We start from the raw sequence: 23,192 nt of genomic DNA, 5'->3' as shown, positions 1-23,192 counted from the left end.
ATCAGACGTGCTCCCTGCCGCGGTGTGGGGCGCGCCGAATGATGGGAGCGTCGGGATTGGTTTCGAAACGCGCCTCGAGCACGCGGATATCAAGCGAATTGGAGAGGCTGATGCGGTGCGTCATCGAGAGAGTCATGGCATCGGTGTCGATGCGCAATGTGTCGGTGAGCATTGGCAGCGGCAGTATTCCGCCGTTGGTCATGCGCATTAGCACGAAGGGGCGGTGGCCTGGAAGCTGGACTTCACAGTGCCCATCCTGGCTCAGGGATGGATTAATCAAGTTGAACAGGGCAACGCGTGCATCTGGTGTAGGAAAAGCAACTTGCTGGTCAACCGGAGCTCCATTCCAGTAGCCGAAATCGAAGTCCTGTGGCAATCCCGGCCAGTGATTGTCTTTCCAACTTTCGTCATAAGTGCCAGCAAGTGCCAAGCGCGGTGCCCAGGCGCGACCAACGCTGCCGAAGCCGGCTGGCCTGCAGCCATAGGAGGCAGCTACCTCAGCCATAGCAGCGGCATTCAGCGGGCCAGCTGGATGCCGCGCGCGCAACAGGCGCTCGATGGGGGCGTCCAAATGTTCGATCTGAGGCGCTGACAGGCTGGCGAGCTTGTCGCCGCTCTGCTCGTAGTGCAGCTTTTCATGGCGATACTCCAGCCAGCCACAGCCCAGCGGATTACTGAAGCACACTTCGTTGAGCAGGAACTCGGGGGCATCGGGGTTATGCCCATATTTGGGATTGGCGAACTGGCTGGCGCCACCAAAAGCATGTTCCCAACGCAGAGGAACGCGTGTGACAGGCTCTGGGTCGGAGAGATGCCAGCCGAAGAAGTTGTGATGAAATTTTCGTGGACCGGTGAAGCGCAGCGTCTTGTCCAGTAACACGATTGGCGTGAGCTGTTCCCTGTTGCGAAGCCGAACTTCTAGTACTTCTGCTTGGTGTGCCTGCAGTTCATCGGCGGTCAGGTAAACATTCGGTGCGCGCTTCGGGGGTGGTGGATCAGGGATTACTTGCTTGGGACGGGTCGAAGTAATACGGACACTGGCTTCCCACGAAGTTGCAGGTTGTCCTGCCGGCGCGTGCGCATGGCCGACGACGATGACATCGCAGCGTGGCTTGAATGGCGCCAAGTCGCTCTCTTCGACTACGGAACTGCTGCCGATCTCTGCATAATAGATATCGGCCATGCAAAGCTGCACTGGTTCGTCATCAATGACGACGGCTCGGAGTTTGCCAGGACAGCCCTCAAGCGGTTCGAGTCGATAACCGACCTTCATGGCTATGACAGGATGATCCTGACCGTCGGGCGCGAGCGCACTGAAGCACATGACGTCAAACGGCGTCAGGTTGCGAAATTCCATCCTGGGTTACCCCTTCAGTTAAGATCGACATCCTTGCCGTTGATTTGCACAGGCCCTGTGGCACTGAAGTCAAAGTTGCTGCCGTTGATCAGCACGGTTCCGTCGGACTTCATGACCAACGACGCATTACCAACCGTGATGCTGAGTTCGTCGCCTGCTGTGATGTTGAAGCGGTTGCCAACGATCACGGACTTGTGAATGCCTACCTGCTCGCTTTGGCTAAGACCAACTGTCGTGTTCATTGCCGCACCGACACTGACCTGGTAGCCCGCGCCAATGGTCAATGCCTTGGCCAATGCGATGGTCTCGGTCTTGTTGGCACCGATGGAGATGGTTTCGTTATGATCCACCCGCTCGCTGCGGTCATTGCCGACGAAGGTGGTTTCGTTGTGTTTGACGACGTTGTTCTGGTCCTTCTCCGCATGGATAAACACTTCCTGTCGACCCAGCTCGTCCTCGAACCGCAGCTCGTTGAAGCCATCACCCTTGTGGGTCTGGCTCTTGATGGTCATGCGGGTTTTGTGGTCGGGCAGGTCGTAGGGCGGCAGCTGGTTACCGCAATAGGTACGCCCGATAATCATCGGCTGGTCGGGGTCGCCGTTGACGTACTGGATGACCACGTCCTGCCCGATGCGCGGGATGGCCATCGAGCCCCAACTGCCACCTGCCCACCCTTGGGATACACGCACCCAGCAGGAGCTGAACTCGTCGTTGTTGCTCTCCCGGTCCCAGGGGAAGCTGACCTTGACCCGGCCCCATTCGTCGCAGTAGATCTCCTCGCCCGGAGGGCCGACCACGGTTGCCATGTGCGGGCCATCGACTCGAGGCTTGTCCAGCGGAGGGGGGCGCCACTCGGTTCTGCCGGGTACCAGTTGGGCGGTTTGCTCATAGCGTGTGCTTTGATCGACGCCGGCTGCTTCTTCCTGGAGGCTGGTGAACTGGCTGCCCTTGTGAGCCACGCTGTTCACGCGCCAATGCACATTTAGGTCGTCGCGAGGGTGGCCTGTGAGTGTGAAGCTCAGGCCAGGCTGCAGCCTGACGTCATCCCCCTGCACCTGCGCGATGCGCACATCATGGCGCAGGGCGGTGATCCGGTTTTCAGTGAACGGCTTGCCCACGGCATCGCGCTTGTAGCGGCCGGGGTAGTCGAAGCGCTCGTAGTCGCTGGACTGGTGTTCCAGAAAAGCACCCGAAGCACGGTGTTCCTGGCGATACGCCGGGTTGGTGAAGGTGTAGTCGCGCTGGACCTGTCGCGAGGTTCTGACGTGCTCGCTGTAGCGCAAGCGCCATAGGCAAGGCCTGGCCTGATCGCCGCCACTGTCGGACTGATACAGCACGGTGTCGGGGTCGATAACGTCTTCGCCGTCGAAGAAGCCTTCGTCACCGTTGTCGGTCTTGAGCGCCCCATGGCTGATCAGCCCGAGGGATAGCAGCTGATCCGTGATGATCAGCTTATGCAGGGTTTCACTGTGCTCGAAGCGATAGACAAAGCCCTCTTCAGCCGCCAGGCGGGCGATGAAGGCAAGGTCAGTCTCGCCCGCTTGCACGCAGAACTCGCGCACGTGGTGATCCCTGTTCGCGCGAAGCTCGTATTGAACGATGCCCTGACGCTTGAGCATCAGCTCAAGAATCTGCGGCACGGTTTTTTGTTGGAAGATGCGCCAGTTCGAACGCAGTCCGGCGCGGGCCAGAACAGGTTCGACTAACGCATGGTAGTAAGTGCGATGGAAGCCACTTTCCCCTTGGCTAAGACTACTGACCAACCCATGTACGTACCGTACGGGTCGTTCACCGTCCCAGATCGTGAAGACAATCGGCTTATCCAGCAACTGGCCGAAATCGATGTCCGGTTCGAAGCTGATCAATTTCAGTTCGAGGGTGAAAGGCGTGCTGATCGCTTCCTTGAGTTCGAACGACACTACTTCAAATTCGGCATTGCCAACCAGTGGCTGAAGGCTGTAACGGAGGTTGGATTGACGAGGCATGGGAAGTCCTGTTTCGCTGACCTGGTCTTTGCAGCCCGGGCAGTATTCCTGCCCGGGCTGGTGTCGTTGAATCAGACAGCCTCTATGGGTCTACGCCAGTCATCGGAACCCGCCGTGCTGGCGGTGATGTGCTCCCACTCAATGCCGCGATAGCTCATCGAAACCTCGACGAACTGAGTGAAGTCTTTGTTCTCCTGCTTTTGAACATGGGGCATCTCCAAGTCGATGTCGACGATGACGGCATCGATCAACTTCGTGCTGAAGAAGCATTCTTGCTTGCCCTCAATAGATGTGCGGTACCAGCTGATTTCCACATTAGGTAGCAGTTCTCCACTGGACAGAGCGCTGTACAGAAGGGGCACCGCTTTATTAAGAGAGCACGTGATTATCAGAGGCCCGTGAACACGCTGCCCAGCAGGCTGACCGCTTTGGGGGTCGGTGGGCACGGTTATCTTGTGTTTGAGTGCCTGTACCAGCATTTGATCTTCGTGCCCCTCGACGAAGATGTTGCCAACTGATTCGGCGGTGAAGGCGCCCGCGGTGATGTTGCCCTGGGTCTGGCCTTCGATCTTGATGTAAGCGGGTGTTGGCATGGCAGTTTCTCCTGCGTCCATGTGGAAAAGCACGCGCACAAGCGGCTACGTGGCCATCGGAATCGATGGGGTTGTTCAACGGGGCAAACGCCCCGTCAATTCGTTGAATACGGTCGTGCCGACTGCCGGCGGCTACTGCTGCAAGATGCTGTCGAGTGACTGCAGCACCTCATGGGTGATCAGGTGCAGCCGGTAGCTGTAGATGCCGTAGGCCGTGGCCATCGCAAGGGCGGAAAGCACCAGAGGGCTCCACCAAGGCCATTGCCGGTTCATGCGGAAGTTGCGCGGGGCAACGTTGCTGTAAGGGTCGCAGACCGTTGTCGGCGTAGGCCCACGTAGCTCCCGGATGATTGCGTGGAGCTGGTGAATGAGGGTGTTCAGCGTTTCGTCGCCTTTGGGGGCGAGGCCATACTTGCCTTTGAGCCCCAGGCACAGAATGAAGTACATGAACTCCAGCACGTCCTGGTACCGCTGGGGTTCTTGCATCAGGCGCGAGATCACGGTGAAGATCTTTTCGCCGCCAAAGGTTTCGCTGTGGTAGATGCTGAGCAGGGGCTCCTGGCTCCAGAGGCTTGCCTGGCCCCAGGGCCTCTCCATCACGGCTTCATCGATGAACAGGCACAGGCCATAGGAATAGGCCAGAAGTTGCGTGGCCTCGTAGCCATGCTGACGCAGCTCTTGCTGAATATTTTCGATCTGGTTGCGCACCTGCCGGTGCACTTGTTCGAGGTTGGGCAGTGTATCGAGCGTGCGGATGCGCATGACCAAGCCGAGCAAAGGGGCGGCGGCGTCCAGCATCACGTTGCTGTAGCCGCCTCGCAGTTGGAAATCCGGATCGGCTGGGTAGCCTTCACCCGCCGGATCGGGTTCTGGCGTGGGTGTCGAGCATCCTGCCCCCTTTGTGCCTGCAGTGTTTTCAAGCATCCAGCGCAGCTGCTCGACTTTCGCAGGTGCGCTGCCATCGCCAAGGTGGTCATTCGCGTCGTTCGCGTGCATTTCACTCACTCCTGATCGCCCAGAACTGCAATTCGAGCCCCGGGAATTCCCCGGCGATATGAATCCCGAAACCGTTGGCCGTGTTCATGCAGGCCCAGGCCGGGTCGCGGCGGTCGAGCCCGAAATAGCTGAAGCCCGCATGGAAGGGCAGCTCGCGCGGCGCCACCGGCAGCGGTTGTAGCGCAATACCGGGCAGTTGCTTGTGCACCAGGTCATTCAAGGTTTCCAGGGACGTGACCTTGGCCTTCTGCATGAACAGTTGGCGCAAGGTCGGCGGCGGCATGTCTGCACGCACGGCGAGGATGAAGTCCGCGTCATCGATCAGGCGGCGGTCTTCGAGCGTCGTCGTCATTACCCCGTAATCCAGCGCGTTCAGCGGTAGGGAGACCGCCCGCGGCTGCAGGACCGTACCCAGGGCGCGGCGCAACGTGTCCTGCAGGGGTTTGAACGACGCACGCAATGCGCTGTGCTGGTAGGCGGGGTACTCGGCAGGCAACCGGCTTTCGTCGGTGAAGGTCACGAACTCGCCGCACGCCTGGCTCATGTGCAGGTACAGCTGCTCAGGGTGTGTCTGCCCCTGCCTGGCCAGGTGCTGGAAGCACGGCCACCAGCGGTTCATGGCTTGCAACAGGTTGAAGTCGCGGATATCGGCGATGCCGGATTGGCCAGCAGCGCCAATTCGGCTGGCCAGGTTGCGTGAGCGCTCGCGCAGGGTGTTGGTGATTTCTTCGAGGTAACGCTGCAGTGCGGGCACAGCCCGTACCGAGACGCTGGTCGGGTAGAACCCTTCGTCGAGTTGCAGGCTGCCATCGGGTCGCCGCTCCAGGATACGTGCCAGTGCCAGGCGGGTGTAGGCGCTGCTGTCGTCAGCCTTGCGCTTGAGTTGCAGGTTGGGCACTGCCAGATCGACCTGGGCCAGGTCGCCATCGGCGCTGTGGGTGTCCTTGATTTCCTGGGGCTGAGCGCTGTAGCGGAAATTGGCGGCGTTGTCGGGCCAACTCACCTCTCGACCGCCCTCGGTGCGCAGCGGCAGGCACAGGTAAACCTCGCTGTCCTTTGCGCCGTCGTCGTCGATTTCCAGCGGCGGCGGCGGCGGCAGGTCTGCCGGAATGTCGAACACCGTACCGTCCGGCATGATGCCGCGGGCGCGGGTGATCGCGACCTTGCCCAGGCTCAGGTATTCCTCGTTCAGTTGCAGCTCGCTGAAGCCATAGAAGGCCGCGTTCAGGCTGGCCAGACGTTGGTGCTGGGCTGCTTCAGCGGCGCGGGTAGCTTGCTGGAAATGCTGCGGTTTGACGAACAGGCCTTCAGGCCACAGGACGGGATTACGTGAACTCATGAGCGCTCCGTGTCAGCGTGAGTGAGCGAGAAGGGCAGGGTTGCCGGCGCCATCAGTCTTGCTCCTTGAGCAAAACCTGCGTGTCGTTGAGCAACACCGACAGGATGATCTGGTGGCCCCGCGGTGGAATGCGCAGTACCTGGTTCCAGGTGGCATCGTCCTGGTTGCGGTAATCGGCGATCACGGCAACGAAGCGGGTCTCGGGCTCGATGGCGGTAAAGGGAATGAACTTGAACTGCCCAGGGTGCAGCAGGTAATCGTCATCGCGAATATAGGTACTGCGCAGCGCCTTGGCGGGGTCTTTGTCCAGCAGCTCATAAAGGCTGTTGCGCAGCAATGAGTCGTCGCGCAGTTGCAGGATCTTGATAGCCATGGGCGTAGCCACCGCTTCGGTGGCCGGCGTGGTGCTGCGCGGTAAGGTCAGCACCATGTTCGCGTCTTCGTAGCGGCCGGGTGTGCTGTGCTCGAAGGGCGAGCGAAGCGGGAGATCGGCCTCCTCCTCTGGTAACTCGACAGGCGAGGCGGCCGGGTACTGCTCCTGCAGAAACTCGAACAGGGTGCCGACCTTCTCGGCCAGGGCGTAGGGGTCGCCCGCGCTCAAGGTGACTGCGTAGGGGCTGGGGGCCAGGCTGCTTTCTTGCTCGGCCAGCACGTCCACACTGCTGGGGTTGCTGTTGAGTGTGGGGCTGGCGTTGATGCTGAAAGCAATTTCGGTAGGGTAATCCTTGGGCGGCCCGACGGGTATCGAAGGGTTCAGCGCCACTTGGCCCATTTTGCCCAGGGCGGTGCAGCCCGAGAGCCCGATCAGGGTTGCCAGAAGCCCGGCCACCAGTGAATGACGCGTCATGGGCGTTCTCCTGCAACCAGGCGGTCCAGCGGGTCCTGCGCCGTGGCTTGCGTCACCGCGTCCAGTGCTGCCAAGGGATCGTTGCCCATACCTTGGGCGAATACCGAGCAAATCTCGGCGACCTGGGCCGTTGCGGGCTGGGCAGGCCAACGCTCTGCAGGTGCATCCAGGATGAATTGGTCGAGCACCCGTGAATCGGGGTTGAATAACGCCTCCAGCGAACGGGCATCCGCTGGCGAGAGCTGGACCAACAGCCGATAAGCGCCGACTCGAAGCCGGTCGCCCTCAAGCAGCCGCCTGGCTGACCGCGTGCCCAGGCTGCCCAGGTTGTCGTTCAGGTAGGTGCGCCCGCAGCGGTCGATGACGCAGAAGCTACCTTCGAGCCAGCGGATCTCGCAGTGGATCGGTGCCACGCCCTGTGCACCGTCATTGATCAGCCACGCGGCCCCCACGCTGCCGATGGTGCCGCCTGCGCGATCGAATGTGTGCCGGGCCGTGACGTTGTGCTGCAACTGGTCGAGGTTGGTAATGTTCAAGGTCAATGTGCTCATGAGCGCCCCCGAAAGCGCACCACGGGGCTGATCTGGCCATGGCGGTCATCGGTGAAGCTGGTCCAGCCCAGGTGGGCGCCCTGGCTCGGGTGCAGGCAGAAGGGCGACAGCGCGTTCCGCTGCAGCCGCAATTCCAGGTCGTAGGCCAACCCATCGCGCAGCAGGAAGTCGATCAAGGCGCGCAGGCGATTGAAGTTGATGCCGCTGGGCAGCAAGCCACGCAGCTGGGTTTGGTCCAGCTCGCTGATCACGATGGTGAACTTGCTGCTGCGCGTTCGCGTGCGGCTGCCGACCAGGAACGAAGTGCCCAGCTCGCCGTTGCTGCGGCCAAGGCTTACCAGTTGCCGGGTTGTCGTAGGCACCGAGCGGGTCTCGAACTCCCTGATGTGCACCTGTTTCAGGTCGAAGCAGTGGGCGATGATGCCCGCCACGGTGCCCGGTGCGCGGCTGCGGCTGGCGATGACACCGGCGAAGCTGAGCAGTCGGCTCCAGGGCAACGGCGTGTCGCCGCGCAGTTGTTTGTCATTCAACCCCAGCAGGGCAAAGATGTACTGGGAGAAGCCATCGCTGGCACCTGGCTGGAAGCGAATGTAGTAGCGGTACTTGCGCCACACGCGGTGCAGCAGGCTGAGCAGGTAGTGGTTGAAGAAGTCGAAAAAGGCCGGCCGCACACCGATACCCTGCGCATGCTCGTAGGCCACCTGCTCCAGGTAGTAGGCAGGCAAGGGTGAGTCAGTGCCATGCAGGCCCATGAAGGTGGCGCACACGCGGTAGCGGTCTTCTGCCCCGGGCATGCGTTCGGCTTTGTACACGTCGGAAACCGGAAAGGTCAGCCGTGGGTCACAGGCCAGCCGCACGCGCAGCCGGGTGGTCTGGTCCGGCCAGCGCGGTTCCAGGTCATCCCCATGCAAGCCGTGCAGGCGCTCCAGCAACTGGTAGAAGTTGTACTGGTGTGCCTCGGCGAGCAGCCTGTCGGCTAGATCAGCGGTTGTTTGCCGGTCTGGATGGGCCATGTGTAGTGCTCGTTGTTGGTGATGTTGATCACTTCCAGTTGATGGAAGGAATTGATGCTGGCGTACAGGGCGAAGAAGTGCGCCAGCACGCAGCCGAACAGGTACAGGTCGCCTTCGCACAGGAAGGCGGCCTGGTCCAGCTTCAGCCGTGTGCGTAGCCCGCGAATGGGCTGGCCCTTGATCAGCCAATCCAGAGGCTCGGTCTGAACATCGCGAATGCCTTCCAGGCGCTTGTGGGTCGTGCGTGTCTGCTGCAGGTCGTGCAAGGCCACGAAGTCATAGGCACGAATCACCGCCTTCAGCGGCTCGGCAGACAGCAGCGACAGGTAGTTGAGCGACATGTTGGAAACCAGCGCCCACTGCAACTGGCCATCCAGCACTGGTCGGTAGGGGCGGGTGGGTTTGCAGATGTTGGTGTAGGTGGTCAGCGCTGGCGTGGCTTCGGAAACCACATCGATGTCGTCGACGCCCAACGCCAGGGGCAGATCGCGGTTGGTGCAGGTCAGGTCGATGGACGCCGTTTCCAGCTCACCGGTGTAAGCGTTGGCATCGGCACGCACGAAGGCGATGCGATGTGTGACGCCCTCGCCGCGCAAGGACTCCTCGAGGGTGTAGCGGTAGTACAACGCCGTGCGCCCTTGAGCATGCTCGATCTCATGGGCGAACGATTCGAACGGGCGGAACGTGCGTAGGTGTTCGCCGGTGCTGCCGTCTGTTGTGGTGCGGGTGCTGACCACCTTGTCGACACTGAAAATCTCATACGCATGCCGCTCTTTCCCTCTGGGGGTCAGCTCGGCAGGGGCCTGCCGGTTGGAGAGGTCGATAGGTTCGGCGCTGTAGCTGAACAGGTTGACCGCCGGCGTGCAGAACAGGCGCAAATCCGCCATGCCGATACGCAACGAGGCAGGTAGCTGGCGGGTGAAGTGAAGTTCGATGCCCACCTGCCGAGTCGCTTGATCGGGCCAGACTTTCTGCAGTGCGCTAACGCTGAAGAAGTGGAAGCGCTTCGCGAAAACGAAGTATTCCTGCAGGATCCGATAGCCATCGAAGACGTTCTGCGGATACGGCAGCAGCCCTTCGTTCGCGCTGAAGCCCGGAAAGATGATGCTGCTGGCCGGCAACCGGTGCACCTGGCCATCGATCGTTACCGCCACATGCTTGAGGTATTGAGCAAGCCACAGGTAGAGCGTGCGGGCTGTCTTGTCATCACCGCTCAAGTGGAAATCCAGGCTGTCGCAGCCGAGGGTGTTCAAGGGGCGCTCGACCAGGGTGCGCAGTTCGATGCGTGCTACCGAACTGTCGAGCGTCTGGGTAGCGCTGACCGATTCGATCTCGAACGGGTGGATGTCCACGGCCGTGCACGTGCGAAATTCACAAGGCACGCCATCCACAGGCCTGGAGAACAACGGTGAGCCCTTGGGAATGCAGCGTGATTGGCTGAGCGCTTGCTTGAGTGGCGTGAACTGGATGATCGTGGCGCTCGGCAGGGGCCGCAGGTAATTGGGCCACAGCAACTGCAGCATGGGGTGCGTCAGCTCTGGCAGGTCATCCTCCAGCTTGAGGCGCAACTTGGCGGTGAGGAAGGCAAAAGCCTCCATCAGCCGTTCGACGTCCGGGTCGCTGCCACCTTTGCCCAGCAGCCGGGCAAGTTGTGGGTTGTCGGTAGCGAAGTCGTTGCCCAGTTCATGCAGGTAACGCAACTCTTCGCTGAATCGATCCTTGAGTGACATCGGTCACCTCACTCGGGTATGGCGGCTATGGCCGTTGACCAGCAGCTCCAGTTGCAGCTGCTCGTGGTGGTTGTTGACCTGCACCTGGCAGTCCAGCCTGAAATGCAGCTCCAGCGGGGCGTGACACGCGGGCATGGCCTTGAGCGCCCGCACGTGCACGCGCGGCTCGAAGCGCTGAATGGTGCGGCGTATGTCGGCACTCACTTGCTTCAACAGGTCGCCACTGCTTGTGGCATGCCCGTTGAAGTCATGCAGGCCCAGTTCAGGGCTGCTTTGTGAGCAGCCCTGACGTGCATTGAGTAGCGTTTCCAGGTGGCGCTTGATGGCGGCAATCTTTTCGGCAGCGTTTTCTTGCCGGGAAGGCGTGCGGGTAACAGACGGGTCCGTCACCAAGCGATTGAAAAAACCACTCATTCGGTATCAAGCCGGCCAACCAGCGAGATCTCGAAATTTGCGCCCATGTATTTGAAGTGCGGGCGCACGGCGAGCGAGACCTGGTACCAGCCCGGATCCCCGGCAACGTCCGAAACCACGACCTTCGCGGCCCGCAATGGGCGACGGCTGCGCACATCGGCCGAAGGGTTTTCCTGGTCGGCGACGTACTGCCTGATCCATTTGTTCAGCTCGGACTCAAGATCGCGGCGTTCCTTCCAGCTGCCGATCTGCTCGCGTTGCAGCACCTTGATGTAATGGGCCAGGCGATTGACGATGAACAAGTAGGGCAGTTGCGTGCCCAGCTTGTAGTTGGTTTGGGCCTGCAGGCCTTCCGGCGTCTTGGGGAACTGCTTCGGTTTCTGGACCGAATTGGCCGAGAAGAACGCGGCGTTGTCGCTGTCCTTGCGCATGGTCAAGGCGATGAAGCCTTCTTCGGCCAGCTCGAATTCCTTGCGGTCGGATATCAGCACCTCGGTTGGAATTTTCGCTTGCAGTTGCCCCAGCGCCTCATACAGATGCACGGGCAGGTCCTCGACGGCGCCACCGGACTGCGGGCCAATGATGTTCGGGCACCACCGGTAGCGGGCAAAGCTGTCGTTGATGCAGCTGGCCAGCAGGAAAGCGGAGTTGCCCCACAGGTAGTTGTCGTGTCGCCCGTCGATGTTTTCTTCGTAGTTGAAGGTTTTGATCGGCTGTTCCTGAGGGTGGTAGGCCGAGCGGAGCATGAAACGTGGCCCGGTCAGCGCAACGTGCCGAGCGTCTTCGCTTTCGCGGAAGGCGCGCCACTTGGCATGCCGTGGCCCTGCGAAGATGTCTTTGATCTCCTTCAGGTTGGGCAGCTCTTCAAAGCTGCTCAAATTGAAGAAATCGGGTGCGGGGGCGGCAAGGAAGGGGGCGTGCGCCATGGCACCGACAGACGCCATGTAACTCAACAGTTTGATGTCTGTGGCAGCGGGGCCGAAGTGGTAGTTGCCCAACATGGCCGCCACCGGCTCACCACCGAATTGCCCATAACCTGCGGTGTAAACGTGTTTGTACATACCGCTGCACGTAATGTCGGCCGCATTTTCAAAGTCATCGAGCAGGTCGTCTTTGCTCACATGCAGTACTTCAAGCTTGATGTTCTCGCGAAAGTCCGTGCGGTCGAGAAGAAGTTTGAGGCTGCGCCATGAAGATTCAAGTTCCTGGAATGCCGATTGATGGAGGATGGTATCCATCTGCTGGCTGAGCACCCGGTCCAGCTCTGCAATCATCTGGTCGACGCGGTGTTTGTTGATGAGTTGATCTGGATCATTACTTTTGAGTATTTCGGCAATAAAGGCCGATACACCTTGGCGAGCGACTTGATAGCCCTCTTGTGCGGGCACCAGTTTGGTTTCGGCCATGATCTGGTCGAGCAACGTGGCGTTGCTCAATGTTTCGCCCGACCGTTCAGCGGCGAGGGGAGTGCTGGTTGACTTTGCCATGGGACGCTCCGTTGTCTCAGTTTTCTTTTGGCGCCTCAAGCACCAGGTTCAACTCTTCGGCGAGTTGCTTGCGGGCCTGCTCGTTGCTCAGCAGGTGCTGCAGTTGCTTGCGGAACGCGGGCACGTTGCCCAGTGGGCCTTTCAGCGCCACCAGCGCTTCGCGAAGCTCCAGCAGCTTGCTCAGCTCCGGTACCTGGCGGGCGATACCGTCTGGTGCGAAGTCATTGAGCGATCTGAACTGCAGATGAACCGCCAGCTCCGCGTCGGCAGCCGTGGTGAGCATGGAGGGCACCGACATGGCCAGACGGACGTCGGCGTCATTCAACACATTGTTGAAGGTGTGTTTATCGATGCGCATGACCGTTCGGTCTTCCAGCGCGCGGGCGTCATCCAGGCCGAAATCGCCCATCACCAGCATCTTGTGCGGCAGCTCTACTTCAGCCTGTTCATCACCTGTGGCGGGCACGTATCGGATGTTGATTCGTTCTTTGGGTGCAACCGATCCTGTGGGTTTTGCCATCGCAGAATCTCTCCTTGGTTTGTGTGGGAAGTCCCTGATAGTTGTTCGCGAGTTCTGATTTAGTTTGTAGGAAATTTCCTTCAGACTTGATTACGATATAAACAAGAGCGGGGTATTCATTGCCTCTTGCGTAAAAACCTTGCGCCTGAAATTGTTATTCAGTCGAGGGTCAAAGTGTAAAAAAATATTTGTTTGTATTCGCGATTTTTTATGAGCTAGTCTCTTGCCACTCGCGGGTCGGAGTGCCCGTGATTGCGTTTAAATATCAGCGGAGCTGATACAGGGCATATGTACTATCGAGAGGGAATTTAATTGCGATGCCTGGCGAAACATACCTCTGGCGCAGGTCTTTTTCTGATAATCAATTGCATGCCACTGCCAGTGCATGCCGATCAGAATTGCTCGCGCATCGTATCCAACGTTGAGCGCCTGGCCTGTTTCGATCAATCCGCCGGAACACCTGCGCACCGCGTGGCCGCGCAGTGGTCGGCACCGGAGCAGGACTCACCCACGGTGCGTCGGGTGCTGGCCTATGAAACAGGCCGAAATCCCGACGATTTGACGTTCCGGCTCACGCGTGAAGACGAGGGGCTGACGATTTCTGCACCCGCAATCGCTTCGGCTGCACCGCACCCCTACCTGGTAATCAGCTGTTTGCAGAACATCTCCCGGTTGCAACTGATCGCCGCACACCCCGTGGATGCCAGCCGGCTGACGGTGCGCTTGCAGGGGGAGCGTGACGCCACCGCCGCGACGCCCTGGCAGGTGACGGAGAACGGTCAGGTGCTCGATGCCGGCCGCGGCCTGCCCGGAATCGAACAGATCAGGCAGCTGATCGGGGCCCGGCGCATCCAGGTGCACAGCGAAAACCCTGCCGTTGGCGGGTTGGTCTTCGACGCTCAGGGGCTTGACCCGCTTATCGGCGAGGTGCGCAAGGCATGTCGCTGGTAGCCGAGGTCAATGCACAGGAAATCGCCCGGTTGCTCACAGCCATCGACGCGCAAGCACCGGCCGGCCTGTTCGATGTGGAGGATGAGACCTACCAGGCCATCGACCAGGAAATGGTCAAGCTGGGTGGCCTGCAGGAGGCCACTATCGATTGGGTGTACATCGAGGAAGCGTCGCGCCAGTACCTGGGGCAACAGTGCAAGCATCTGCGCATCGTGGCGCACCTGAGTGCCGCATGGCTTCGCAGTGCGTGTTGGGAACGCTGGGCGCTCACGTTGACCTTGCTGGCCGGCATGGTCGAGCGCTACTGGGAGACGGCTTATCCCAAGCCAGGGCCCAAGGGTTACCTGGGTAAGCGCAAGCTGGTTGGCTTGGTGCTCAACCGCTTGAACGAAGCCCTGCCGCGCCTGGACCGTTTCACCTATAGCCCTGCGCATGCGGCCGGGGCGCAACAGGCGCTGCTGCGGCTGCAACAGCTGCAAGCCGTGGCCCTGCTGGACGACGCCATGCTCGATGATATGGCGCGGCTGCTACGCAAGCACTCGGAACGGGCGAGTGGCGCAGGCGAGCCTGTTGCGGCCAGGGCTTCGGCGCCCGTCATCAAGCCCGCGCCACTGGCCGAAGTCATCGCCACACCCATGCCCCGCGTGTCGCTAGGCAACGAGCGTGAATCACGAAGGGCGGTGCTGAGCATGGCTGAGCTGATCAACCAGCAGGACCCCTACGACCCAACGGGGTATCAGTTGCGTCGCTTCGGCTTGTGGGCTCACATCCAGGCCGCGCCTCAGGCGGGGCAAGGTCACCGCACCGAGCTGATGGCGGTGCCGCTGGAGATCGCCGGCGATTATGAAGAGGCCATTGCCGGCAGCGTGTTCGACGCGGCGCTGCTGCAGCGGATCGAAAAAAGCGTGTCGGCTTGCCCCTTCTGGATGCGCGGCAGCTTGCTTGCGGCCACCACCGCCACACGGTTGGCAATGCCTGAGGTGGCCGAAGCCATCCGCGCAGCGACTGCCCGGTTCGTCCAGCGTATCCCCGCCCTGCAGCAGTTGTGCTTCAGCGACGGCACGGCATTTGTGGACGACCAGTGCATGGCCTGGCTCAAAGGCGCATGCCAGCAACCGCAAGCTGAAACGGCGCAAGAGTTCGTGGGCCTGCGCGAAGAACTTGTCAGCCAGTTGGAAAGCGGTGGGGTAGAGCCGGTTTTGCTCAGGCTCCAGGCCATGCAGGCAGATATTCGCGCGCCGCGTGAGCGCTGCCACACCACCGTGATCGCGGCCGATCTGCTGGCCGCGCGCGGCGTCTCGTGGCTGGCCCAGGACCTGTGCGCCAGTGTTGCCCGAACCATGCAGCAAACCATGGCCAGTGCCTGGGAGCCGGAGGTGTTCAAACGCCTGCAACAGCATGCCGCCCCTGATGCGTTGGCCGATCAGAACAAGGACTAGGACCCGCCATGAATCAACGATGGACGCTATTGAAACGTTGGCTTTTGCCCCTGGCGACTCGAGTCGGCCTGGCCATGCCTGTGCTGCTTGTGCTGGGCAGCGTGCTGATGCTGGTCGCCATCTGGTGGCTTGGCCCACAGTGGGCATGGCGTGAACAGCATCCGCTTGCCAGCATCGCGCACCGCAGCCTGGCCAGCCTGGTGCTCGTGCTGGTGCCGCTGCTGTGCTGGCTGTTGGTGCTGCGCAGGCGCTACGTGCGCCTTCAGGCAGAGCGCAACGAGGCGGCGGCCGCAGAGCTGGACAGCGTATTGCCGTTGCTTCGGGCCCAGGAAAACGCCTTGGACCAAGGGCTGGCGCGATTGCTTGGCAGTGCCGGAGGGCGGCGTGCCCTGTACCGATTGCCCTGGTACCTGGTGATAGGCGACCAACATGCGGGCAAGTCCAGTTTCATTGACCGTACGGAGCAAAGCTTTTCCCTGACACGGATCGACACGGTGCAGGCGCGGGATACACAGGCGCAGGCCCTGGCCTTCCCGATAGGCTGGTGGGTCAGCAACGAGGCGGTGATCATCGATCCGCCCGGGGCCTTTATCAGGCAGGACTCGCCGGCAGGCTCGCTCGCCGGGGCGCCAGGTGCCCCGCAGGTGCCACCGGTTGCCCCCGCCAGGCTCTGGCAGCACCTGCTGGGTTGGCTGGTGCACAATCGCAGCCAGCGGGCACTCAATGGCATGGTGCTGGTCGTGGACCTGCCTGCGTTACTGCAGGGTACGCCCGAGCAGCGTGTTGCCTTGGCCCACAGGCTGCGCACGCGGCTGTACGAAGTCAGCAGCCAGTTGGGCTCGCGCCTGCCGTTGTATGTGGTACTGAGCAAATTCGACCTGCTGGACGGCTTTGACCAGTTCTATGGGGGCCTTCCCGTCGACCTGCGGGAAAACATGCTGGGCTTCACTTTCAAGCTGGATACGGTCGGCACCTTCGATGCCTGGCTGCAGGAGTATGGCGATCATTACCAGCAGTTGCTCAGTCGGCTGTTCGAGCAGGTGGTGGATCGACTCGATACCTTGGCCAGTGCGCCGCAGCGCGCGCGGCTGTTCTCGTTGCATGCCCAGTTGATCGGCTTGCGCCCGATACTGCTGGGTTTCCTGAAAGAAACGCTGGCGAGTGACCGTTACACCACACCCGCCCTGGTGCGGGGGGTGTACTGGTCTTCGGTCATTCAGCAAGGGGACGTGCTCAACGCCTTCGTGCGCGAGTCAGCCCAGCCCTACAACACAGCGCTTCCGTTGCTGGAGGGCAAGGCGCAAGGCAAAGCGTTTGCCTACTTCATCCAGCATGCGTTCCGGCGTGTCATCTACAAGGAGGCGGGGCTTGCCGGAGACAACATCAAGGTGGCGCGCAGCAAGCGCCGGTTGTTATGGGTCGGCTCGGGTGTAGGCATGCTGGCTTTCTGTGTCGCCGTAGCCAGCTGGCAGCGCTTTTTCGACATCAATGGCGCCAAGGCTGCCAACGTGCTCGCCAAAAGCCGGGAGTACAGCCACCACCAGGTGGATCAGCGCCTGGACCCGACCGGGCGCAACCTGCTGGAGCCGCTGGACCAGATCCGCGATGCGGTTTCGGTGTTTGGCGACTACCGCGCCGCCTGGCCGGGTGTTTCCGATCTAGGCCTCTACCAGGGGCGTATCATTGGCCCGCATGTCGATGAGGCTTACCTCAGCTTGCTCTCCAGGCGATTCCTGCCGGCCTTGGCCAGTGGCGTGATCGACGCCATGGATGCCGCTGCGCCAGGCAGTGAACGGCAAATGGCTGCCCTGCGGGTTTACCGCATGCTGGAAGACCGCCAGAACCGGCGGCCTGAGTGGGTCGAGACGTGGATGGCCCGCCAGTGGCAGCAACAGTTTCCTGGCCAAGGGCAGCTGCAGCGCGACCTCATGCGCCACCTGAAGTACGCCTTGGCCTATGCCGACACCGAGTTGCCGCAGTACCGCCAGCGTATCGCCGTGGTGCAGGCGGCGTTGCGCCAGGTGCCGTTACCGGAGCGGGTATATGCCGGGCTCAAGCAGCAGGCTCAGGAACACCTGCTCACGGGCCTGGATCTGCGTCAGCAGGTCGGCCCCGCGTTCGACGTGGTGTACCAGCGCTCGGCTGGGGCCAGCGGCGAGGATGTGCGACTGGCGCCGATACACACCGCCAAGGGTTTCAAGGAGTACTTCGAGCCCCGCAGCCAAAGCTTCGCCGACATGGCGATGATCGACCAGTGGGCGCTGGGTGAGCGCAGCCAGCTGGAGTACTCGGACGCTGACCGGGCGGTGTTGAGCGAGCGTCTGCGCAACCTCTACAGCGCCGACTACATAAACAGCTGGCGGCGTGCATTGAATGCCCTTTCGGTGGCGGATTTTCACGACCTCGAACATGGCGTAATGGTCCTGCAGCAGCTGACCGGGCCCGCGGCGCCATGGCATCGGCTGCTGGCTACGGTGAAAGACAACACTTCGCTGTCATCGGCTGAGGTACTCGACACGGGCAGCGCCAGCGACACGCTCATGCCCAAAGGCAGCGAGCCCGAGCGCCAGCAGGCCTGGGCCATCCAGCGGGCTTTTGCGGGGCTGAACGGGATGCTGCATGCAACGCAAGACAAGCCAAGCTACTACGATGAAGTGCTGGCGGCCATGGTGGCCGTGCACGATTACGCCAAGGCCGTGCAGGGCAGCCCAGACCGGGGCAAGGCCGCCCTGCAAGCGGTGCAGCAGCGCTTTGCGATGACCGGCCCGGACCCGATCGGCACCTTGCAACGGGTGGCCACCGGTTTGCCTGAACCGCTCAATCACCACGCCAGGAAGGTGGCCGATGAAACCGCCCGGGTGCTGCACATCGAAGCCCTGCGCGAACTGGAGCGGCGCTGGGACACCGAGGTCTACAGCTTCTTCCAGCAGCGCCTTGCCGGGCGTTACCCTTTCGTGGCCAGGGCGCCGGATGCGTCGCTGGATGACTTCGCGGCGTTCTTCGGGCCGCAGGGGCGGTTGCAGCGCTTCAGTGATCAATACCTGAAGGCATTCCTGCACGACAACCTCGAGGCGCTGCGCGCCGGCCCGCAAGGGCAGTCGCTGATCCGCAGCGATGTGATCGAGCAGTTGGCGCTGGCCAACCGCATTCGCGAAACCTTCTTCGACCAGCGTGGCAACCTGAGCGTGCAGTTCAGCATCGAGCCGCTGGGGCTCAGCGCTAACCAGCGCACCAGCCTGCTGGACCTTGACGGCCAGCTGATTGCCTACACCCATGGCCCGCGGCAGCTCACCGGCATCATCTGGCCGAACACGCTTGGCCGGCACGTGCGCAGTAACCTGACCCTGCTCAGGCAGAACGGCACTAGCAGCCGCCTGGAGTACCGCGGCCCCTGGTCGATGTTCCGCTTGCTCAGCCGCGGTTCGCTCAATGGGCGAACCGCAACCAGCGTGGACCTGAGCTTCAGCACCGGTGATGGCGTGATGCGCTACCGGCTCAGCGCTGAAAAAGCGTTCAACCCCATCACCCAGGAGCCGTTCGAGGGCTTCCAGTTACCCCGTGGGTTGCTGCAGCAGCCGCTTGAAGCCCGGCTGTAAGGGGGGGTTCGCAGGGGCGCAGGGATCGTTTGAAAAATGCCACGGCACCAAGCGGGTGCGCGGCCCTGCCCGCCGAGCAGGCGCTGCGGTGCAGCACAGCGTCTGCGCCGCGGTTCCCGGCCAGGTTGAGGGTTGTCACTATCTTTCCGTTTTCTGTCCGATTGCCTGCTTACTCCACGTTACACCTAAACGGTTAAATCCCTGCCTGAACGTACACGGGATTTCACCATGAACACCCCCCTCTCCTTGGCGCCACAAGTTTCCACCGAGGCGCAGTTGCAATGGCTACAACGGGCTGACCGTACTGTTGCATTGGACATCATGAAGCTCATCAACAGCACGGTTGAGGATGGCGGGGTGCTGGGCTACGAGCAGGCGATGTCGGTCGACCAGGGTGTCGATTTCGCCGCGGCGTTGCAGGCGCGTATCGAGGGCGGGCATACCCATGCTTTGCTCGGCCGTGCACCTGCCGGCCCGGCGTGCCTGGTCATCCTGTCCCGTAGCAGCATGCCCAACTGCCGCCACATCGCTGACCTGAGCAAAGGCGTGGTACACCCAGACTACCGGGGCTCCGGGCTGGTGGCCCGGGCCTTCGCGGAAATCGTGCGGCTGTGCCAGGCGAAGGGTATCGAACTGTTGACCCTGGACGTACGCGAAGGCACCCGTGCCCACCGCCTATGGCAACGCTTCGGGTTTCAGACCTACGGCGTGCTCGACGACTACGCGCGGGTCAACGGTGTGAAGCACCGCGGCCACTACATGGCCCAGTCAGTACAAAGCCTGGCCCAGCGACTCAACCTGAGCTGAAGCGCCCTAATCCTTCGCCTGCGGCCATCGCCGCCAAGGGCCCCCTTTTTCCATCATTCAAGGAACGCCACCATGGCCTTGTCGACTGCAGCCTTTCGCGATCAGCTGGAGCAGAAACTGCACCACCACCTGACGCTGTCTCACCCGATCTTCGAAGCACTGCTTTCACCTGAAGGCAACAAGCCGCTGCTGCGCAAGGTCGCGCTGCAAGGTTACCAACTCACCAAGTACTTCCTGACTTATGTCGAGCACCTGTTCTTCCATTGCCCGCTGCCTGCCCACAAGCGCGCGCTGATCACCAACTGCTTCGAGGAGGAGACCGGGCGGCTCTCGCGTACCGATAACCATGTGGTGCTCATGCAGAATTTCTTGCGTGCACTGGGCATCAGCGATGCCGAGCGTGATGCCGAGCAACCGCTGCCGGCCACCTGGGAGCTGATCGACTACCGCCTGCAGGCGGTACGTGACCCGGCGCGTTACCACGTGGGGGCTGCCGCGGTGATGATCGCCAGCGAAGGGCAAAACCTCGAGACCGTTGCCGGTGATGCACGTCACGTGCTGCTCGGCCGGGCGTACGGCCTGACCGAGCACGACTTGCTGTTCTTCTCCGTGCACCAGAAGGAAGACGTTGGCCACGTCAACGAAGGCCTGGATCTGGTTTCGCAGCTGTGCACCACGGCCCAGATGCAACAAGAGGCGTTGCAAGCGGTAGATCACACCTGCCAGCTGTTCTATGCGATGTACGAAAACATGTACCAGGTGTATTGCCGGGCTCCCCAGGCCGAAGCGGTGTAATACCCCGCGCAGAGGATTGGCCATGAAACAGAAATTCAGCTCAACCCTGATCGTCTCGGTGCTGGTAGTCGGCTTCGTGGTGATGTTCCTGTCCAGCGCCCTGAAAGGGCTGTACCAAGTGTACTTCGTCGACCTGGCCACGCATTTCGGTGGCGGGCGTGCAGCCTTGGCCACGGCAGGTTCTTTGTTCGTGCTGACCATTGGCCTGGTGTCGCCGGTGGTGGGTTGGCTGAGCGACCGGGTTGGGCCGCTGAGCACGGTTGCCCTGGGCAGCGTAAGTGCAGGGGTGGTGCTGCTGGGGGTGACCTTGGTCGGCAGCCAGCTGATGCTGTTCACCCTGTTGTATGGCCTGCTGGGTGCCTTCGCCCTTGCCGCGATGACCTACGTACCCATGGGCATTCTGGTCGATCGCCTGGTCGCAGAGCGTTTCAAGGCCTTCGCCTTCGCTTTCGTGACCAATGGCACGTCGATCGGCTTCATCGTGCTTTCGCCGCTGTGGATCATGCTGCAGCAGCGCGTGGGCTGGCAGCCGGTGTTCTCCTGGGTCGGCCTGATCTTCCTGGTGCCGTTGAGCCTGGCGCTGTACTGGGTGGCGCGCACCGTTCCGCTCAAGCCCGACCCGCAGGCGGCGCTGGTCAAGCACTCGGTCGCGTTTCTGTTGCGTGATTCGCGGTTCTTCGTATTGGCCCTCAGCTTCGCCAGCTGTGGGGCCACCATGGCGTTCATCGACGTGCACCTGGTGTCGTTCTGGCAGGGCGAGGGGCTGCCTAGCTCGGTACAGGCCAGCGGCCTGAGCTTGCTGGGTGTGCTGGAACTGGTCAGTGGCCTGATGGCTGGGTGGCTGGCTACCCGTTACAACAAAGGGCTGCTGCTGATGATGTTCTACCTGCTGCGTACGGCGGCGGTGATCGTCCTGCTGACCACGCCCGGGCCGCTGGGTACCTACCTGTTCGCGGTGCTGTTCGGTGCCAGTTACCTGGGTACGGTGGTGCTCACGTCAGCATTCTGCTTTGCCCTGTATGGCGCCGAAATCAAAGGCAAGGTGTTTGGCCTGCTGTTCCTCGTACACCAGCTGGGTGCGTTGCTGGCCACGCAGCTCGGCGCCCTGGATTTCGACCGGCATCAAAGCTACCAGTTGACCCTGGTTGGCCTGGCGACGGCCACCGTGATGGCTGCACTGGCTTCCCTGTGGCTGGTTTCGGCACGCGTGGCCGCAGAAGCCTCGGCCCCGCCAGTGGCTGAAGCGGAATAGCCCCCGACCAACTGCGCATTGTTCAATGCAAACAAGGAGATGCACCATGCAATCGTCTGCGATTGGCCTGGACGGCTTTGACGCAACTTCGGCGCTGCACAGCAATCGGGTCAGCGATTTGTCCGATGTTTTCTGCGAGCCATTGGCCATGACGTCTGCTTATACCTTTGCGTCGGCGCAAGAGGCTGCAGAACGTTTCAGCGGGCAACAGCAGGGTAATGTGTACAGCCGCTTCACCAACCCCACGGTGCAAGCCTTCGAAGGCCGCGTGGCGGCGCTCGAACAAGCGGAAGACGCGGTGGCGTTCGCTTCCGGGATGGGCGCGTTCACCGCGCTGTGCCATGGGTTCCTGCAGCAGGGTGACAACATTGTCTGCAGCCGCGATGTGTTCGGTACCACCGCCAGTGCCTTCAGCGTTTACATGGCGCGGTTCGGCATCGAGGCGCGGTTCGTCGACCTTACCGACCTGGGCCAGTGGCAGCAGGCGATCGACGACAAGACCCGCCTGGTGGTGCTGGAGTCCCCCTCCAACCCGCTGCTGAAAATTGGTGACATCCGTGCCGTCAGCCTGCTGGCGCACGCCAAGGATGCGCTGGTCGTGGTGGACAACACCCTGTTGACGCCGGTGCTCCAGCGCCCGCACAGCCTGGGTGCGGACTTGGTCATCCATTCGGCGGGCAAGTACATGGACGGCCAGGGGCGTGCGCTGGCCGGTGTAGTGACCGGTTCCAGGAGCCTGATGCAGGTGTTGAGGGGCGTGTTGCGCACGTTGGGTATTTCCTGCAGCCCGTTCAATGCCTGGTTGTTGCTCAAAAGCCTGGAAACCCTCGAAATCCGCATGCTGCGGGTGCAACAGGGCGCCCTGGAGCTGGCCCAGTGGCTTGGCGAACAACCCCTGGTCAGCGCTGTGCATTACACCGGCCTGGCGCAACACCCTCAGCATGCCTTGGCGTGCAGGCAACAGGACGGCCATGGCGGCTTGCTGAGTTTCGAGATCTTCGGCGGGCAGGCAGCGGCCTGGCAATGGATCGATCAACTGCAGTGCGTGGCGCGCTGCACCAATATTGGTGATACCCGCAGCATGGTCACGCACCCGGCCAGCACCACCCATGGCCGCCTGGATGCGCAAGCGCGGCGCCACGCCGGCATTTCCGACGGGTTGATCAGGCTGTGCGTCGGCCTGGAGCGGGTGAGCGATATCAAGGCCGACCTGCAACAGGCCTTCGATGCCGTGGCCTACCAACCCACGGTCCAGGCAGCGCCGGGCCGCCCCCGCAGTGTGGTCGCCAATGGCTGAACTGCTCGCTTCCGGGTTCTCCATTGGGGTGTTTGCCGTGGGCATGCAATTGCTCGCCCTGGTCGCGGTGTATGGCGCGTGTACCGCCCGGCAAGTGCGCGGTTATGCCGTGGCGTTCGGCTTGGGGTGCTGTGTGCTGATCGCAATGGTGGTACTGGACCCGTTGGCGCTTGGCCGCTGGCCCATAGAGGGTGTGGCAGCGATGACGATGTGCGGCTGAGAC

Annotated in this window: 20 protein-coding genes; 8 read left to right on the top strand and 12 right to left on the bottom strand. The window is 61.7% G+C overall.

From position 1 onward, the window contains the following. Position 1: 1 nt before the first annotated feature. From APH30_RS04765 to tssB, 12 genes are all read right to left on the bottom strand, one after another. Entirely contained in the window at positions 2-1,357 is a 1,356-nt protein-coding gene (locus APH30_RS04765) for a DUF2169 domain-containing protein (protein ID WP_054911814.1), read from the bottom strand. Positions 1,358-1,371: 14 nt separating this feature from the next. Further along, positions 1,372-3,342, bottom strand: a complete 1,971-nt coding sequence (locus tag APH30_RS04760) for a type VI secretion system Vgr family protein (RefSeq protein ID WP_054911813.1) — start codon at positions 3,340-3,342, stop codon at positions 1,372-1,374. Between the two features lie 71 nt (positions 3,343-3,413). Beyond that, positions 3,414-3,935 (bottom strand): Hcp family type VI secretion system effector, encoded by a 522-nt coding sequence (locus tag APH30_RS04755; protein WP_009686338.1) that lies wholly within the window; start codon positions 3,933-3,935, stop codon positions 3,414-3,416. Positions 3,936-4,067: 132 nt separating this feature from the next. Then, complete coding sequence (gene icmH / locus APH30_RS04750) at positions 4,068-4,859, bottom strand: type IVB secretion system protein IcmH/DotU (protein WP_225786111.1); 792 nt, start codon at positions 4,857-4,859, stop codon at positions 4,068-4,070. Between the two features lie 73 nt (positions 4,860-4,932). Continuing rightward, the gene (tssK, locus tag APH30_RS04745; RefSeq protein WP_054911811.1) at positions 4,933-6,270 is read right to left on the bottom strand and encodes a type VI secretion system baseplate subunit TssK; all 1,338 of its coding nucleotides are present in this window, start codon (positions 6,268-6,270) and stop codon (positions 4,933-4,935) included. A 52-nt stretch (positions 6,271-6,322) separates the two neighbouring features. Further along, entirely contained in the window at positions 6,323-7,117 is a 795-nt protein-coding gene (tssJ, locus tag APH30_RS04740) for a type VI secretion system lipoprotein TssJ (RefSeq protein WP_054911810.1), read from the bottom strand. Continuing rightward, entirely contained in the window at positions 7,114-7,668 is a 555-nt protein-coding gene (locus APH30_RS04735) for an FHA domain-containing protein (protein WP_054911809.1), read from the bottom strand. Before APH30_RS04735 ends, tssJ begins: the two co-directional genes overlap by 4 nt. Then, positions 7,665-8,681 (bottom strand): type VI secretion system baseplate subunit TssG, encoded by a 1,017-nt coding sequence (gene tssG / locus APH30_RS04730; RefSeq protein WP_054911808.1) that lies wholly within the window; start codon positions 8,679-8,681, stop codon positions 7,665-7,667. The genes APH30_RS04735 and tssG overlap by 4 nt, the downstream gene beginning before the upstream one ends. Then, positions 8,645-10,411 (bottom strand): type VI secretion system baseplate subunit TssF, encoded by a 1,767-nt coding sequence (gene tssF, locus APH30_RS04725; RefSeq protein ID WP_054911807.1) that lies wholly within the window; start codon positions 10,409-10,411, stop codon positions 8,645-8,647. Before tssF ends, tssG begins: the two co-directional genes overlap by 37 nt. Before the next feature lie 3 nt (positions 10,412-10,414). Further along, positions 10,415-10,825 carry a type VI secretion system baseplate subunit TssE gene (gene tssE, locus APH30_RS04720; RefSeq protein ID WP_009686345.1) on the bottom strand — a complete coding sequence of 137 codons (411 nt, stop codon included), beginning with the start codon at positions 10,823-10,825 and terminating at the stop codon, positions 10,415-10,417. Continuing rightward, the gene (gene tssC, locus APH30_RS04715) at positions 10,822-12,312 is read right to left on the bottom strand and encodes a type VI secretion system contractile sheath large subunit (protein WP_054911806.1); all 1,491 of its coding nucleotides are present in this window, start codon (positions 12,310-12,312) and stop codon (positions 10,822-10,824) included. Before tssC ends, tssE begins: the two co-directional genes overlap by 4 nt. A 16-nt stretch (positions 12,313-12,328) precedes the next feature. After that, positions 12,329-12,832 carry a type VI secretion system contractile sheath small subunit gene (tssB, locus tag APH30_RS04710; protein ID WP_054911805.1) on the bottom strand — a complete coding sequence of 168 codons (504 nt, stop codon included), beginning with the start codon at positions 12,830-12,832 and terminating at the stop codon, positions 12,329-12,331. Positions 12,833-13,201: 369 nt separating this feature from the next. On the opposite strand from tssB, the gene vasI reads away from it, so the two are divergent. The 8 genes from vasI (at position 13,202) to APH30_RS04670 (ending at position 23,189) form a co-directional block, all read left to right on the top strand. Continuing rightward, a complete protein-coding gene (gene vasI, locus APH30_RS04705) occupies positions 13,202-13,783 on the top strand; it encodes a type VI secretion system-associated protein VasI (protein ID WP_082416106.1) in 582 nt (193 codons plus the stop codon). Further along, a complete protein-coding gene (gene tssA, locus APH30_RS04700) occupies positions 13,771-15,222 on the top strand; it encodes a type VI secretion system protein TssA (protein ID WP_054911804.1) in 1,452 nt (483 codons plus the stop codon). Before vasI ends, tssA begins: the two co-directional genes overlap by 13 nt. 8 nt (positions 15,223-15,230) lie before the next feature. Continuing rightward, on the top strand, positions 15,231-18,818 hold the full coding sequence (gene tssM / locus APH30_RS04695; protein ID WP_054911803.1) for a type VI secretion system membrane subunit TssM: 3,588 nt from the start codon (positions 15,231-15,233) through the stop codon (positions 18,816-18,818). Between the two features lie 228 nt (positions 18,819-19,046). Next, the gene (locus APH30_RS04690; protein ID WP_054911802.1) at positions 19,047-19,625 is read left to right on the top strand and encodes an N-acetyltransferase; all 579 of its coding nucleotides are present in this window, start codon (positions 19,047-19,049) and stop codon (positions 19,623-19,625) included. Between the two features lie 72 nt (positions 19,626-19,697). Further along, the gene (locus APH30_RS04685) at positions 19,698-20,420 is read left to right on the top strand and encodes a TenA family transcriptional regulator (RefSeq protein WP_009686353.1); all 723 of its coding nucleotides are present in this window, start codon (positions 19,698-19,700) and stop codon (positions 20,418-20,420) included. Between the two features lie 22 nt (positions 20,421-20,442). Continuing rightward, complete coding sequence (locus APH30_RS04680) at positions 20,443-21,672, top strand: MFS transporter (RefSeq protein ID WP_029887442.1); 1,230 nt, start codon at positions 20,443-20,445, stop codon at positions 21,670-21,672. A gap of 46 nt (positions 21,673-21,718) precedes the next feature. Continuing rightward, the gene (locus APH30_RS04675; protein ID WP_054911801.1) at positions 21,719-22,969 is read left to right on the top strand and encodes an aminotransferase class I/II-fold pyridoxal phosphate-dependent enzyme; all 1,251 of its coding nucleotides are present in this window, start codon (positions 21,719-21,721) and stop codon (positions 22,967-22,969) included. Continuing rightward, positions 22,962-23,189, top strand: coding sequence for a hypothetical protein (locus tag APH30_RS04670; protein WP_054911800.1), 228 nt, complete (start codon positions 22,962-22,964; stop codon positions 23,187-23,189). Before APH30_RS04675 ends, APH30_RS04670 begins: the two co-directional genes overlap by 8 nt. The last annotated feature ends 3 nt before the right edge of the window (positions 23,190-23,192 follow it).

The organism is Pseudomonas sp. NBRC 111127, from assembly GCF_001320345.1.
In the GTDB taxonomy this organism is placed as follows: domain Bacteria; phylum Pseudomonadota; class Gammaproteobacteria; order Pseudomonadales; family Pseudomonadaceae; genus Aquipseudomonas; species Aquipseudomonas juntendi.
Note: the sequence above shows the minus strand (reverse complement) of the source record. Positions and strands in the feature narration are given on the sequence as shown.